The sequence below is a fragment of the Gymnodinialimonas sp. 57CJ19 genome, assembly GCF_038396845.1.
GTDB lineage: Bacteria > Pseudomonadota > Alphaproteobacteria > Rhodobacterales > Rhodobacteraceae > Gymnodinialimonas.
This window is the reverse complement of sequence record NZ_CP151587.1, coordinates 82,253-95,556: the sequence shown is the minus strand read 5'-3', so window position 1 is coordinate 95,556 and position 13,304 is coordinate 82,253. Positions and strand designations below refer to the sequence as shown.

Sequence of the window (13,304 nt, the reverse complement as noted above, 5' to 3'; positions counted from 1 at the left end):
CCATTCCCTGCGGATGGGCGTAAGTCGGTGCCATGGCTCTCGGCGACTCCCTTAACACGATGACCCTGGACGAAGGGCGCACGCTGCCCTTCTGGCGGCGGCCCATTGCGCTGTTGGCATTGATGGCCTTCGCCATGCCTGTGGCGTTTTCGACGTGGTCCGCCTTGCTGAACAACTTCGTGGTCGAGGTCGCCAACTTCGATGGCTCGGACGTGGGCTGGTTGCATACGGTACGCGAAATTCCGGGCTTTCTGGCAATCGGAGTCATCTTCCTTCTGTTATTCGTGCGCGAGCAGGTGTTGGGGCTGATGTCCCTTCTGCTTCTGGGCGCGGCCACGGCGATGACGGCGCAGTTCCCTTCCATGGGCGGCCTTCTGATCGTGACGCTGCTTAGCTCCATCGGGTTCCACTACTACGAGACCGTGAACCAATCGCTTCAGTTGCAATGGATACAAAAGAACCGTGCGCCCCAGGTGTTGGGTATCTTGATGGGCGTCGGGTCCGGCGCGACGTTGCTGGCCTATCTGTTGATCATGGCGACGTGGGACACATTCGATCTGAGCTATGATCTGGTCTACTGGGTGTCGGGCGGGGCCACGGCGCTGATCGCGCTGGCCTGCTTTTTCCTGTTTCCCCAGTTCGAAAGCCCGAACCCCCAGAAGAAAGAGATGGTCCTGCGCCGTCGCTATTGGCTGTATTATGCGCTGCAATTCATGTCCGGGTCGCGCCGCCAGATCTTCATGGTCTTCGTGCCCTTCATGATGGTGGAGCGCTACGGTTTCGGCACCGATGACATGACACGCCTGCTGATGGTGGGCTTTGCCGTCAACATGGTGGTCGCCCCCCTGTTCGGGCGGGTGGTTTCCTGGGTCGGAGAGCGTTTCGCTTTGATCGTGGAATACTCCGGCCTTGCGGCGGTGTTCTTGGGCTATATGGCGCTCTATTTTCTGGAACTGGGGTGGATCTTCGCCTCGGTCCTATACGTGCTGAACCAATTGTTCTTCGGGCTGGCATTGGCGATCAAAACCTACTTCCAGAAAATCGCCTCTCCTGAAGACATCGCGCCCACGGCGGCTGTGGCCTTCACCATCAACCATATCGCGGCCGTGTTCCTTCCGGCGGGCCTTGGCTACCTTTGGTTGGTGTCCCCGACATCGGTGTTCGTGGTGGCGTGTGGCATGGCGGCGGTGTCGTTTGTGCTGTCGCTTCTGGTGCCGCGCCATCCGACAACGGGGAACGAGACGGTGTTTTCCCGAGGCGTCGCGCAGCCCGCTGAATAATATCGCCTAAGGCCGACGTCAGATGTCAGTGCCGTTCCGGGGACAAAGGGGCGTGATGTCAAACGCCTGAATGCGGCTGTTGCGCAGGTTGATTTGAAGCTCGCTTTCGCAGCCGGAAACGGCCTCTCCCACTCCGTACAGCTCGGTTGAACGTGTATCGCCAAAGCCGTTGGTGCTGCGCGACGAAAAGCCGATGTGATCCCATGGTTCGATGGGGCTGAATAGCCGCCGCAACCCGCCCGGGCCGACACGCTGGATCAGCGCCGCCGTCATGAGGTCTTCTGCCTCGCCGTATTGCTCTGCCGCTATATGGGTCAGGAATGCGCGAGCAATGGCTACGTCTTCGCGCTGGCCTTCAAATGCTTTCCATCCAAGCGCCCCCATGGCGGCCACAGCCACCAAGGCCAGCGAGATCGGCACGATGGCGCGCCGAAAACCGCCGGGGCGAGGGGCGGGGGGCTGGTTGTCCAGATCAGGCATCGCTGGCGCCACCCCGGCAGAGGGGGGAGATGTCGAAGAAAGTGATAACGCCATCCCGCAGGTCGAACCGAAGTTCGCTTTCGCATCCACTGTCGGTTGTGCCCGTGCCGGTCAGCTCGGTGGAGCGTGACCCGTTGGACGAGGAGAAGCTGATCGAGGGGAAGCTGATATCCGTATAGACCTCCATCCCGGAAAGCAGGTTGGCAAGGTCTTCCACGCTGTGCTGCTCGCGGATCGAGGCGGACAGAAGCGCGTGCGCCTCGGCGGTTTCACCGGCAGCGGCGTGGGTCATGAACAGACGAGACGTCTCTGCGTCATCCTTTTGTCCCTGAAAGCCGAAGTAGAACGCCCCCGCGATGATGATGGCCGCGCCCAGTAACGTCACAAGTAGGCCACGTGGTCCCTTAAGCATCGGTTTTCCTTCCATCCAGATGTTTTCTTATGCCTACACTATTAGGCTGTGCCGCCATATCTGCGGAAATCCACCAGTTAAATCGCGGGGGATTTGCCATGGGCCGCCAAAGCGGCTACCGAACGGCGAAACATCGCATCGGAGCCCCCATGCCTACTTGGACCGCCTTGACCACCCTGCCACAAAAACCCCCCGCTGAAGCTTTGGGGGAAGCCTTGGAGCAGCTAGAGCCCGCGCCCACCGGCGTCGGCGTGTTTGAGATGGAAGACGGCTCGGGCCTGTTCGAGGTGGGCGCCTATTTCATCGAGGCCCCCGATGAGATCGCCCTGGCAATCCTTGCCGCCGCCTATGGTGCGAAGGACTTCGCTGTGTCCGAGATCCCGGAGACAGATTGGGTCGCGCACGTTCGCCGAGAACTGCACCCGGTCGAGGCGGGGCGCTTCTTCGTCTACGGCAGCCACGACGCTGACAAGGTGCCTGAAGGGGCGATTCCCTTGCTGATTGAAGCGGCAATGGCGTTCGGAACGGGGCACCACGGGACCACAAAAGGTTGTCTCGAAGCCGTGGACAAACTGTTTACGGACGGATTTTCGCCACATTCCGTGGCCGATATTGGCTGCGGAACGGCGGTGTTGGCGATCGCTGCGGCGAAGGTTTTGAACCTTCCGGTCATGGCCTCTGACATTGATCCCCAAGCGGTCGATGTGGCCCTTGTGAACGCGTCCGCCAATGGCGTGGCCGGACTGGTTTCCTGCGTGGAGGCGGCTGGTTTCGATCATCCGGCGATTGCGGAGATTGGCCCCTATGACCTTGTTTTTGCTAACATTCTCAAAGGTCCGCTGGTAGAACTTGCCCCCGATGTGGCCTTGCACACGAAAGACGGCGGGTATGTCATTTTGTCGGGTATTCTGAATGCGCAGGCTGATGATGTGATTGCAGCCTACAAGGCGCAGAACCTTGGCTTGCACGCGCGTGATGAGATCGGAGAATGGACGACATTGACGTTGCGGAAGGCGTCCTGAGGGGCGCGCCTCGCGGCGAACCAATACCGCCTAAAAGTTGTCGTATTTATACCGGATCATCGCTATATTCATCCTTGGTGGGGGCAGTTAATGAGTAGAGCTGTCCCAATGGCAAACGAAACAGAACAGTTTAACGATCGCTTGAATCGTATTGAAAACGTCCGACGTCGTAATCGGGGCGGTATGGGTTTTGTTGTCCATCCTGACGGAGTGGTCACATCCATCGGTAAGCCATCATCCAGATTGCGCTTTGGATTCCCGCTGAAAGGTCTCATCTTGGGATTCATCGTGGCAGTTGCCGTGAAATCCTATCTGATGTGGGCGGTTGGATCGGAAGTCTACTCTCTCCAAGTAGAAAGCATGTTGACGGGCCAGGCGTTTGAGCAATTGGCCGCGATGGTCCTCATGCCGGACGCGATCTCGCTTTGGATGGTAGACCGCTACGACGCGATTTACGCATTTGTTCAAGCTGGTCTGGCGGCGGGCGAGCCCGCCTGACGACTTGGTCAGATGTGAAGCGAGCCTTTCGACAAGGCTTGGTCACGGCCTGTGCAATTTGACGTTGCACAGGCCGCTTCCTTTTCCGGGACACAAAAAAAGCGGCTTGGGGATGCACCCCAGCCGCTTTTTACGTTTCAGCTGTTTCAGCCGATTAGCCGTAGTAACGACCATGTGCGATATCGTCGATGTCGCCGCGGCACAGGCCGAGGTCGTCAAGTTCGCGATTGGACAGCGACGACAGCGCTTTACGCGTGACGCGTGCGTCGTTCCAGATTGCGATGCGTGCCACCAGATCGGAGAGCACACGTGTTACATTGAAGCCTGCGCCGAGAGGGCGATTGGTGATCGAGGCCATAGGTCTCATCCTTTCCAGTTCGTGTTGGTAGAAGTGACGGGGGATAATTCCGTTCCGCCGATGAACCGCAGATAGAGATGCGATTTGCCCCAAACAAGCCGATTTTATTGCATGGGTCCCATGCGTTTTCTGCATAGCTGAATTCCAAGTTAACGCGCGGAAAGTAAACGATTAATTTGGGATTTCATGTCGCGAATGAACCCAGGAATGTCGTTATCGGCGCTCAAAAAACCGGCATGTCGAAAACGTACCGGAAAATGTCGAAAACGACCCGCTTTGGGCATCGGTTCTTGGCGATGTTCGCGTTTCGTGCTAATGGAGTGAAAAGCCGGAAACAGGCATACCCACGGGCGGAGCGGGCGACATGCGAATTATTGGGATCGACCCGGGGCTCAGAACGCTCGGCTGGGGGGTGATTGAGGCCGAAAATGGCCGCCTGAGCCACGTCGCCAACGGTCAATGCCGGTCGCAGGGAACCGATTTGGCGCTACGTCTTCTATCGCTTCATACGCAACTCAGCGCCGTTATGGCGCAGTATCACCCCGACGCTGCCGCCGTGGAGCAGACCTTCGTGAACCGAGATGGCGCAGGCACCCTGAAGTTGGGTCAGGCACGGGGCATCGCAATGCTGGTGCCCGCGCAGGCCGGGCTGACCGTGGGGGAATATGCGCCCAACGCGGTGAAAAAGGCTGTCGTGGGCGTGGGTCATGCCGACAAGAAACAAGTGGAACATATGGTGCGGCTGCAACTGCCGGGCTGCGCGCCCGCGGGGCCAGACGCGGCGGACGCGCTGGCGATTGCGATCTGCCATTCGTTTCATGCCGCCACGGCCGGCCGTTTGGCCGCCGCGATAGGAGCAGGGCGATGATTGGGAAGCTGACGGGACGGTTGGACTACAAGGGCCCGGATCACGCGCTGATCGACGTGCGGGGCGTGGGCTACGTTGTGCATTGCTCGGAGCGTACCCTTGCCTCGCTGCCGGGCAGCGGAGAGGCGGTGGCGCTTTATACCGAGATGCTGGTGCGCGAAGATTTGTTGCAGCTTTTCGGGTTCCTAACGCCATACGAAAAGGAATGGCACCGGTTGCTGACCTCGGTGCAAGGGGTGGGGGCGAAGGCCTCGATGGCGATCCTGGGCACATTGGGGCCGGAAGGGGCGGCGAGAGCGATCACTTTGGGCGATGCCACGGCAATCAAGGCGGCTCCGGGGGTGGGGCCGAAACTGGCGCAGCGCGTGGTGATGGAGTTGAAAGACAAGGCACCCGCCGTCATGGCAATGGGCGGCACGCTGGATGCAGCGATGGACGCGGTCGTGGCCGATGACCTGCCCGCGACCGCAACGCCTGCAAGCGCCCCGAAGAAACCGGCCGCAGCCAAACGCCCCGCCTCCAACATGCAGGCCGAGGCGCTTTCGGCGCTACAAAACCTGGGCTACGGCCCCTCCGACGCGGCGCAGGCCGTGGCGCAAGCCGCCGAAGATGCCTCGGACACGCCCGATTTGATCCGCCAAGCCCTGCGCCTGCTGGCTCCGAAAGATTGATCGCCCATGCCCTCGTCTAGCCCCCAAAGCCTTGCAAGGCTTTGTGCAAACCCTTGCAAGGGTTTGCGGCACCCCATGGCCAATGTCGCGCTCGGTTGCCATAAGGTGGCTCCATGACCGAACCTGACCCAACCCTGCGCGCAGAGCGTTTACCCGACGACGACCGCGCCCTGCGTCCGCAATCGCTGGATGACTTCACCGGGCAGGAAGAGGCCCGCGCCAACCTGCGTGTGTTCATCGAGAGCGCCCGTAAACGCGGCGAGGCGATGGATCATGTGTTGTTCCACGGCCCTCCTGGGCTTGGGAAAACGACGCTGGCGCAGATTATGGCGAAGGAATTGGGGGTGGGCTTCCGCATGACCTCTGGTCCCGTACTCGCCAAGGCCGGCGATCTGGCGGCGATCCTGACCAACCTCGAGGCCCATGACGTCTTGTTCATCGACGAAATCCATCGCCTCAACCCGGTGGTCGAGGAAATCCTCTATCCCGCGCTTGAGGATTTTGAATTGGATCTGGTGATTGGCGAAGGCCCCGCTGCGCGCACCGTGCGGATTGAGTTGCAGCCCTTCACCCTTGTCGGCGCCACCACGCGCCTTGGTCTGCTGACCACGCCCCTGCGCGACCGTTTCGGCATCCCGACGCGCCTGAATTTCTACTCCATTGATGAGCTTGACCAAATCGTTGCCCGTGGAGCGCGTCTTGCTGGGATCGAGGCGGACCCCAAAGGCACCGCCGAAATCGCCAAACGCGCCCGTGGGACGCCTCGGATTGCCGGGCGGCTTTTGCGGCGGGTCATCGACTTTGCCGTCGTTGAAGGAAACGGTCGACTGACCCAAGAGATTGCCGATAGTGCGTTGACGCGTCTTGGGGTCGATGTCTTGGGCCTTGATGGGTCGGATCGGCGTTATCTGTCGCTGATCGCCGAAAACTACAACGGCGGCCCTGTGGGGATCGAAACGGTGGCCGCCGCCTTGGCCGAACCACGCGATGCCCTGGAGGAAGTGATCGAGCCGTTTCTGCTACAACAGGGCCTGATTGCACGCACCCCTCGGGGGCGGATGCTGGCCCATAAGGGGTGGAGCCATCTAGGCTTGCCGCAACCGCGAAACGAAGGTTTTATCTAGCGCGTCGCCGTTCGGAAGGTTCGAAACCAGAAATACGGCACCAAAACGATGCGCCCCGAGGAGATCCCCATGACCCGCTTGTTGATCGCTGTCCTTGCAGCCATGCTCTTGCCCGCGCCCACTGTTGCGCAAATGGACTTTCTGTATGACGAGGTCCTCAGCACCCGCTTTGGGGACATTCACGCAGTGGGTTCGGACTATCAGTTTACCCTGTGGCACAATCAAACCCAGTTGCCGTTGCCGGAAAACGCCCGCTGGTGGGTGCAATGGGTCGGTGAGCCCGCGCAGGGGGATATTGATTGGGTGGTGGCGGCGCATCATCACGGCGGCAATTCCTGCGGTGGTGGCTACTATATCTTGCGGGTAAGTGCGTCCGCCGTGGTGCCAAGCCGCGAGATTTCCGACTGCGATGGCCGCTTGATGGATATCCGCTTTGGTGAGGATTGGATCGAGGTTGACCGCTTGGACCGCGATATCGAAGTCGCGCTGACGACAATCCGTTGGCAGGGCGATGCGTATTCCGAAACCGATCACTACGCGCCACGCGAAGCACCGGCGGGGCCGGGGGATGACGTTACGCGGTGGATTGGCGAACATGCCTATTCCATTTTGCAAGACGCCAGCGAGCGGGCGCGTTTCGGCACTGCGATGCAGGTTTGGGAGATGCAGGACCTCGCGATCCGCTTGAGCGTTGGCAACTCTGTGGCGCAGGCCGGAGATTGGGTTGTCGGCACCGGTTGTATGCCCCATGCCTGTGGTCTGGAAATGGGGGCAATTGGTATGCGGATCAGTGACGGTGCGGTGGCCGCGATAATTCGGTCTCATGGCGAAGCAGAGCGGGCGTTCGGCCTTGCCAGTGATCCGGCCTTCCGCGCGGCCGTGGCGGAGGGCTTTTAATGAACGATCCAGCGCAGGTTGAAGCCCTGTTCACCCGGGCCGACGGGCAGTTCCTGTTCGCCCGTTGGGGGCGTCCGATTGTGCCGATTGTCTTCGGCGTGGAAGATAGCACAATCTCGGTCTTCAAAGGCGCGATAGAGGCGGTCGTTGCTTTGGCCGGCCACAAGATGGACGAGCAAGACGCCGAATTGGGCGCGAACCTGATGGTGTTCTTCCTGCGTGATTGGGACGAGTTGACCGCGACGCCCAATCTGGACCGGTTGATCCCGGACGTGACCCCCTTGGTTGCCCGCCTGAAAACGGCGCAGGCCAATCAATACCGTAGTTTCCGTTTCGATGAAGACGGCGCAATCAAGGCCGCTTTCGTCTTCATCCGTATGGATGCCGCCATGTCGCAAGCCGGGGCCGACACAATCGCCCTGTCGCAAATCGTCCAGACGATTGTGCTCTGGAGCGATACGGCGTTCCAGGACGCCTCTCCACTGGCAGTGCTGAAAGAAGACGGCCCCGCCGTGCTCAAGCCCGAGATCGCCGAAGTCATTCGGGCCGCTTACGATCCCGTCTTGCCAGCTTCGGCCACCGACAAATCCCACGCCTTGCGCCTATTCGCCCGGATGGGGCAGGCGCAATGATCCATCGCTGGCCCCTGCGCGTGTACTACGAAGACGTCGATCTGGCGGGCATCGTCTATTATGCAAACTACCTCAAATACCTTGAGCGCGGCCGGTCCGAGATGGTCCGAGAGGCGGGGATTTCGCAACTCGACATGAAGGCGTCGGGTCTTGTTTTTGCCGTGCGCCGGGTCGAGGCGGACTACCTGAAACCCGCCAATTATGACGATGAATTGGTGGTCGAGACGCAACTCGATACGCTGAAAGGGGCCAGTTTTGACATGCCTCAGCGGATTCTGCGCGGTGAAGAAGTGCTGCTTCAGGCCCGGATCAAGGTCGTTATCCTCAACACACAAGGGCGTGCGGCCCGTCTTCCGGCGGATATTCGCGCAAAAGTCACAGCGCTTACGGCAAGTGATGGCCCGTGACACGGAATTATTCGCCATAGCCCTTCCGACCTGCTAAACTAAGGCCCAATTGAGGCGCATCAAAATCAGCGCCCTATCGTGACATACGGTGTTGAGGCCGGGGCAGAGGACAGCAGAAGACTTATGGAAACGGAAACGCTCGCGTTGGCGACTGAGGCGGACTTTACCCTCATCGCTCTTTTCTTTCGTGCAAGCCTGATCGTTCAGTTGGTCATGATCGCTTTGATCGTGGCCTCTGTTTGGGTCTGGGCAATTGCCTTCTCGAAATTCGCCATGTTCCGGCGGTCACGGGCCAATGCGGCGGCGTTTGATGTCGCCTTCTGGTCCGGTGAGCCGCTGGATGAGTTCTATGACAAGGTGGCCGATGCGCCCGGTTCGGCCTCGGAACGGGTCTTCGTGGCGGGGATGACGGAATGGCGTCGGTCCCTGCGCGATGACGGCGCGTTGATCCCCGGCGTGCAGCAGCGGGTGGACCGCTCCATGGACGTCGCTATTGCGCGGGAATCCGCGCGGATGACAAACGGTTTGACGTTTCTGGCAACCACCGGTGCGACCGCGCCCTTCGTGGGCCTGTTCGGCACCGTCTGGGGCATCATGCGGGCGTTCCAGGAGATCGCGATTTCCGGGCAAACGTCCCTTGCCGTCGTGGCACCGGGCATTGCCGAGGCGCTTTTGGCTACCGGCCTTGGCCTTCTGGCCGCGATCCCTGCGGTGATCCTCTACAACAAATTGTCCAACGATGCCGATGGGATCATCGGCACCTATGAAAGCTTTGCAGACGAATTCTCGACCCTGCTGAGCAGGCAGCTGGACTGATGGGCACGTCGGTCGCACAGCGCGGCGGCGGGGGCCGTCGGCGGGGCAGGGGGCGCCGCAGTGCCGCGCGTCCCATGGCGGAAATCAACGTCACGCCATTTGTGGACGTGATGTTGTGCCTTCTGATTATTTTCATGGTCGCCGCCCCCCTGATGACTGTGGGCGTGCCGATTGACTTGCCCGATACCTCTGCCGAAGCTTTGCCGAGTGAGCAGGAAGAACCGCTGACCGTGACGCTCGCCGCCGATGGTCGGGTGATGCTGCAAACCACTGAAGTCGCGCGGTACGAGATTATTCCCCGCCTTCAAGCGATTGCCGCAGAACGCGACAGCCCGCGCATTTTCGTGCGGGCCGATGGGGGCATCCCTTACGAGCAGGTGATGGAAGTCATGGGTGCGCTGAACGCGGGCGGCTTTCGGGAAATCGGTCTGGTCACAGATGCGGGCGGTCCGCGCCTGAATGGCGCCGCGGAAGTAGGGGAGTGACGCGACGATGCGCCGGTCTCTCTATGCCTCTGGACTAGCACACTTGGCACTGCTCGCATGGGTGGTGTTCGGTGGCATGCTGTTTGATCGCAGCCCCGAGGCAGAGTTTCAGGTGACAGGCGTGACGCTGATGTCAGTGGCGGAATTCGACGCGCTGACCAACGCCGCCCCCGCACCCCTGGCCGACGTGCAGCCCGCCGCGCTGGAGCAACCCGCAACGCCCGAAGAAACCTCGGCCCCTGCCGCCGAAGCGCCGCCACCGGCGCAGGACACCCCCGCCGAGACCCAAGCCCCACCGCCCGAGCAAACGCCGGTCCCGGTAGAGCCCGTGCCGGATACCGCTGTCATCGACGACGTAGCCCCCTTGGCCCCGCCCCCCGGGGCGCCGGACGCTCAGGTGTCGCCGACGCCGCGCCCCGACAGCGCGCCGCGCGTGGCCCCCGTCGCAGCCCCGTTGCCTGAACCCGATGTGGAAACCGCCCCCGACGTGTTGGAGCAACCCACCGAACCGCTGGTGGCCGAAGAAACGCCGGTAGAGGAAACCCCGGACACCGCGCCCGAGGAAGCCACAACCGAGATCGTGACCGAAGCGGAGGAGCCCGCCGCAGCACCTCTGGGGCCGACATCATCGCGTCGGCCCACAGCCCGTCCGGCCCGGCCCGCACCGGTAGAAGAACCCGTGGAAGTCGCGGCTGAAACGCCGGTTGAAACCCCGGCAGAGACACCCGCGGCGACCGAAACGCCGTCGGAGGCTGAAACTGACCCCTTGGCTGCTGCCATCGCTTCGGCCGTGGCCGATGCCGTGGCAGCGCCTGATCCGGCCCCTGCGCCCGCCGCGACCTCTGGCCCGCCGCTGTCGCAAGGGGTGCGCGACGGGTTCCGCGTCGCCGTGCAGGCGTGCTGGAACGTCGGCGCGTTGTCGACCGAGGCACTGGGGACGACCGTGGTGCTGGCCTTCGACATGGCCCGCGATGCCCGTCCTGATGCGGGCACGATCCGCATGATTGAATCCTCAGGTGGATCGGATGCCGCCGCCCGCCAAGCCTATGAGGCCGCCCGCCGCGCGATTATTCGCTGTGGTGCCAACGGCTTTGACCTGCCTCTCGAAAGTTACGACCGTTGGAGCCAGATTGAACTGGTCTTCAACCCTGATGGAATGCGCCTGCGATGACCCGATTTGCCCTGATCCTCAGCCTTCTTGCATCCCTTGGCGCGGCGCCCGTTGCCGCCGATGTGGTGCCACAGATGCGCCCCGATGACCTGGTGGAGCGGAACCGCGCCGCGGCTACCGCTGCGGCAGACGTGCAGGAACAAGTCGCGCAAACAGAAGTTGAGGCTGCCACCCCTGATCGCGCCGCGATTGCCGCGCGGATTTCCGGCGCGATCCGCAGCTGCTGGAACGTCACCAACCTGGCCGACGAAGCGTTAGCGGTTCGCATTAACGTCGCGTTCGAGACAACGCCGGAAGGCCAATTGATCCGCGAATCCATCGAAATGACCCATTATGAAAACGGCACCCAAGACGCCGCTGAAGAAGCCCTTGGCGCGGCCTTCCGGGCGATTATGCGCTGTGCGGAAATGGGCCTTGATCTGCCGCCCGAAACGCATCCGATCTGGCAGCGGGTCGAGATGATCTTCGATGCGGCAAGTATGGTGACGCGATGATCCGATTTGTAATTGTATTCAGTATTTTAGCCGCACCGTTGGCGGCACAGACGGCCCTGCAAGACCGGCCGGGGCGGTGGATTGGCAACCCCCGATTGTCAGAACCGTCGGCCACGCCCGCTCCGGTGCTGGAAGCGCCCGCATCCGGTCCGCTTATTTCCGCAGGCCCTGCGTCCGGTCCCTTGTTGGGCGCCACATCGGACCCTGAGCCGGTCATCGTGCTGACGGCTCCTGAAACCTCGATCCTTTTGACGCCGCCGGTTGAGGTTTCAACAGCGGCGCGCCCCGCGGTGCCGGATACCCGGCCCACGCCCCGCCCCGCCCGTGCGGTCGCGGATGTTGCTGTGGAAGAAGAGGTAGAAGTCGCGGCCCTGCCCGTGGACCTCGCGCCAGACGCAGCGGTTGAGGTGGCGTCCGTTGCGTCACTCCCCGAGATGCCGACCGTCGCAGTCACCGTTGAGCCAACACCCGCGCCGGTCGCGGAAGACCCCCCTCTGGAAATTGCCGCGCTTTCCGAGCGCCGTCCCGCTCCGCGCCCCGAGGCCGAGGCTACAGCCGCCATGGCTGAGGCGCTGGCCGCAGAGCTGCAAGCAAGCGCCCACGCGATCACGACAGCAGCGCCCCGCACGGTGCCACAAACCCATGACATCGCCCCGGAAGAGGCCTTGGCACCGGTCTCTTTGATGGATGTGCCCGAAGTGCCGGCGCCAGTCTCTGCCGTTCCCGTGCGCGCTCTGCCCGAGGCGACCGCCCCGATTGTGCCGTCGCCGGTCTTGTCCGCCCCCGTGGTCACCGCGCGAGACCTGTCCGCGCCCGCGGCTGTACCGGTGCTTGCAGCCGCGTCTTTGGTCGCTGCGCACCCAAGCGCTACGACACCGTCGTCGGCCGTCTACCTGTCCACCAGCCCCACCAATGCCCGGCCCGTCGTTCAGACTGTGGCCTTTGTGATGCCGCCCTTGGATCAGGCCCCTATCCTGCCGCGTCTGCATCCTTCAGGGCCTTGGGCGTTGGAGGCAATCGCCAGGCTGGACTCGCCGCAGGTGGCACAGCTTTCTGCGGCGCTGTTACCCGTTGCCAGCCCGCAGCCGGATGCCGTGGCGCGGCTTGGGCGTTCTGCCATGCCGTCCCATGATCCGTTCCCCTTGTCTGCTTTGCCTCCCTCGGCGCTGGCGCAAGGCCCGGACGCGATGGCGCGGACGATCCAACCGCCGTTTCCTTTCGCTGAGGGACACGCCGCCGTTGTGTTCGGGGCGGCACCCGTTGTCCCCGTACGCTCGCCTGTCATGGCCCCTGCGGCCCTGCCCGAAAGGGACGCGCAAGTCACGGACCCGGATGCGCCCGTGGCCTTGCCCGCCCCTGACGCCGGGGCGGTAGCGCGGATGATGGACGATGCGATGATTTGCTGGCGCTTGGCTGATCTGCCCGCAGAGGCGCAATGGGCGCAGCTTTCGGTCGATGTGGCTTTGGACGAGACCAACATGCCCTCGGCCCCCTCCATCCGGCTGACCGGGTTTGCCCATGTCGTGTCTGGCGCCGCAGAGCAGGCCTATAGGGCCGCCCATGCGGCGCTGATGGGCTGTGCCGAGGCCACCGCGCAAGAGGCGGCAACGGCCCCAACGACGCTTATTTTTGATCATAGCGGGGTGCGGATTAGATGACCTGTACCCCATCGGAATTCCTTGAAGGAGG

17 protein-coding genes are annotated in these 13,304 nt (G+C 62.2%); 14 read left to right on the top strand and 3 right to left on the bottom strand.

Annotation, left to right across the window (positions count from 1 at the left end):
* Positions 1–32 precede the first annotated feature (32 nt).
* Positions 33–1,280: an MFS transporter gene (locus AADW23_RS00505; RefSeq protein WP_341862577.1), complete on the top strand. Its 1,248-nt coding sequence runs from the start codon at positions 33–35 to the stop codon at positions 1,278–1,280.
* An 18-nt stretch (positions 1,281–1,298) separates the two neighbouring features.
* On the opposite strand, the gene AADW23_RS00500 is transcribed toward AADW23_RS00505, so the two are convergent.
* Positions 1,299–1,760: a hypothetical protein gene (locus AADW23_RS00500; RefSeq protein WP_341862576.1), complete on the bottom strand. Its 462-nt coding sequence runs from the start codon at positions 1,758–1,760 to the stop codon at positions 1,299–1,301.
* A complete protein-coding gene (locus AADW23_RS00495; RefSeq protein ID WP_341862575.1) occupies positions 1,753–2,172 on the bottom strand; it encodes a hypothetical protein in 420 nt (139 codons plus the stop codon). Before AADW23_RS00495 ends, AADW23_RS00500 begins: the two co-directional genes overlap by 8 nt.
* Before the next feature lie 149 nt (positions 2,173–2,321).
* On the opposite strand from AADW23_RS00495, the gene AADW23_RS00490 reads away from it, so the two are divergent.
* On the top strand, positions 2,322–3,194 hold the full coding sequence (locus AADW23_RS00490) for a 50S ribosomal protein L11 methyltransferase (RefSeq protein WP_341862574.1): 873 nt from the start codon (positions 2,322–2,324) through the stop codon (positions 3,192–3,194).
* Between the two features lie 108 nt (positions 3,195–3,302).
* Entirely contained in the window at positions 3,303–3,692 is a 390-nt protein-coding gene (locus tag AADW23_RS00485; protein WP_341862573.1) for a hypothetical protein, read from the top strand.
* A 154-nt stretch (positions 3,693–3,846) separates the two neighbouring features.
* Here the strand turns inward: AADW23_RS00485 and AADW23_RS00480 are convergent, their stop codons facing one another.
* Entirely contained in the window at positions 3,847–4,050 is a 204-nt protein-coding gene (locus tag AADW23_RS00480) for a DUF1127 domain-containing protein (RefSeq protein ID WP_341862572.1), read from the bottom strand.
* A 364-nt stretch (positions 4,051–4,414) separates the two neighbouring features.
* On the opposite strand from AADW23_RS00480, the gene ruvC reads away from it, so the two are divergent.
* The 11 genes from ruvC to AADW23_RS00425 all read left to right on the top strand — a co-directional run bounded on the left by ruvC (position 4,415) and on the right by AADW23_RS00425 (position 13,273).
* Entirely contained in the window at positions 4,415–4,918 is a 504-nt protein-coding gene (ruvC, locus tag AADW23_RS00475; protein ID WP_341862571.1) for a crossover junction endodeoxyribonuclease RuvC, read from the top strand.
* Complete coding sequence (gene ruvA, locus AADW23_RS00470) at positions 4,915–5,589, top strand: Holliday junction branch migration protein RuvA (RefSeq protein ID WP_341862570.1); 675 nt, start codon at positions 4,915–4,917, stop codon at positions 5,587–5,589. Before ruvC ends, ruvA begins: the two co-directional genes overlap by 4 nt.
* 113 nt (positions 5,590–5,702) lie before the next feature.
* Complete coding sequence (gene ruvB / locus AADW23_RS00465; protein ID WP_341862569.1) at positions 5,703–6,713, top strand: Holliday junction branch migration DNA helicase RuvB; 1,011 nt, start codon at positions 5,703–5,705, stop codon at positions 6,711–6,713.
* A 69-nt stretch (positions 6,714–6,782) separates the two neighbouring features.
* Positions 6,783–7,610: a hypothetical protein gene (locus tag AADW23_RS00460; protein ID WP_341862568.1), complete on the top strand. Its 828-nt coding sequence runs from the start codon at positions 6,783–6,785 to the stop codon at positions 7,608–7,610.
* Positions 7,610–8,242 carry a hypothetical protein gene (locus AADW23_RS00455; protein WP_341862567.1) on the top strand — a complete coding sequence of 211 codons (633 nt, stop codon included), beginning with the start codon at positions 7,610–7,612 and terminating at the stop codon, positions 8,240–8,242. Before AADW23_RS00460 ends, AADW23_RS00455 begins: the two co-directional genes overlap by 1 nt.
* Positions 8,239–8,649, top strand: coding sequence for a tol-pal system-associated acyl-CoA thioesterase (gene ybgC / locus AADW23_RS00450; protein ID WP_341862566.1), 411 nt, complete (start codon positions 8,239–8,241; stop codon positions 8,647–8,649). Before AADW23_RS00455 ends, ybgC begins: the two co-directional genes overlap by 4 nt.
* 123 nt (positions 8,650–8,772) lie before the next feature.
* Positions 8,773–9,465, top strand: a complete 693-nt coding sequence (tolQ, locus tag AADW23_RS00445; protein WP_341862565.1) for a protein TolQ — start codon at positions 8,773–8,775, stop codon at positions 9,463–9,465.
* A complete protein-coding gene (gene tolR / locus AADW23_RS00440) occupies positions 9,465–9,950 on the top strand; it encodes a protein TolR (RefSeq protein ID WP_341862564.1) in 486 nt (161 codons plus the stop codon). Before tolQ ends, tolR begins: the two co-directional genes overlap by 1 nt.
* A gap of 43 nt (positions 9,951–9,993) precedes the next feature.
* A complete protein-coding gene (locus AADW23_RS00435; protein WP_341862563.1) occupies positions 9,994–11,121 on the top strand; it encodes a hypothetical protein in 1,128 nt (375 codons plus the stop codon).
* Positions 11,118–11,615 (top strand): hypothetical protein, encoded by a 498-nt coding sequence (locus AADW23_RS00430; RefSeq protein WP_341862562.1) that lies wholly within the window; start codon positions 11,118–11,120, stop codon positions 11,613–11,615. The genes AADW23_RS00435 and AADW23_RS00430 overlap by 4 nt, the downstream gene beginning before the upstream one ends.
* Entirely contained in the window at positions 11,612–13,273 is a 1,662-nt protein-coding gene (locus tag AADW23_RS00425) for a hypothetical protein (protein WP_341862561.1), read from the top strand. Before AADW23_RS00430 ends, AADW23_RS00425 begins: the two co-directional genes overlap by 4 nt.
* The last annotated feature ends 31 nt before the right edge of the window (positions 13,274–13,304 follow it).

Excerpts from the sequence above, each read along its gene's own strand:
- AADW23_RS00490 (WP_341862574.1), top strand. The coding sequence starts at position 2,322 with ATGCCTACTTGGACCGCCTTGACCACCCTGCCACAAAAACCCCCCGCT.
- AADW23_RS00500 (WP_341862576.1), bottom strand. The coding sequence starts at position 1,760 with ATGCCTGATCTGGACAACCAGCCCCCCGCCCCTCGCCCCGGCGGTTTT.
- AADW23_RS00480 (WP_341862572.1), bottom strand. The coding sequence starts at position 4,050 with ATGGCCTCGATCACCAATCGCCCTCTCGGCGCAGGCTTCAATGTAACA.
- ybgC (WP_341862566.1), top strand. The coding sequence starts at position 8,239 with ATGATCCATCGCTGGCCCCTGCGCGTGTACTACGAAGACGTCGATCTG.
- ruvB (WP_341862569.1), top strand. The coding sequence starts at position 5,703 with ATGACCGAACCTGACCCAACCCTGCGCGCAGAGCGTTTACCCGACGAC.
- AADW23_RS00460 (WP_341862568.1), top strand. The coding sequence starts at position 6,783 with ATGACCCGCTTGTTGATCGCTGTCCTTGCAGCCATGCTCTTGCCCGCG.
- ruvA (WP_341862570.1), top strand. The coding sequence starts at position 4,915 with ATGATTGGGAAGCTGACGGGACGGTTGGACTACAAGGGCCCGGATCAC.
- tolQ (WP_341862565.1), top strand. The coding sequence starts at position 8,773 with ATGGAAACGGAAACGCTCGCGTTGGCGACTGAGGCGGACTTTACCCTC.
- AADW23_RS00455 (WP_341862567.1), top strand. The coding sequence starts at position 7,610 with ATGAACGATCCAGCGCAGGTTGAAGCCCTGTTCACCCGGGCCGACGGG.
- tolR (WP_341862564.1), top strand. The coding sequence starts at position 9,465 with ATGGGCACGTCGGTCGCACAGCGCGGCGGCGGGGGCCGTCGGCGGGGC.
- ruvC (WP_341862571.1), top strand. The coding sequence starts at position 4,415 with ATGCGAATTATTGGGATCGACCCGGGGCTCAGAACGCTCGGCTGGGGG.
- AADW23_RS00430 (WP_341862562.1), top strand. The coding sequence starts at position 11,118 with ATGACCCGATTTGCCCTGATCCTCAGCCTTCTTGCATCCCTTGGCGCG.
- AADW23_RS00495 (WP_341862575.1), bottom strand. The coding sequence starts at position 2,172 with ATGCTTAAGGGACCACGTGGCCTACTTGTGACGTTACTGGGCGCGGCC.
- AADW23_RS00505 (WP_341862577.1), top strand. The coding sequence starts at position 33 with ATGGCTCTCGGCGACTCCCTTAACACGATGACCCTGGACGAAGGGCGC.
- AADW23_RS00485 (WP_341862573.1), top strand. The coding sequence starts at position 3,303 with ATGGCAAACGAAACAGAACAGTTTAACGATCGCTTGAATCGTATTGAA.
- AADW23_RS00425 (WP_341862561.1), top strand. The coding sequence starts at position 11,612 with ATGATCCGATTTGTAATTGTATTCAGTATTTTAGCCGCACCGTTGGCG.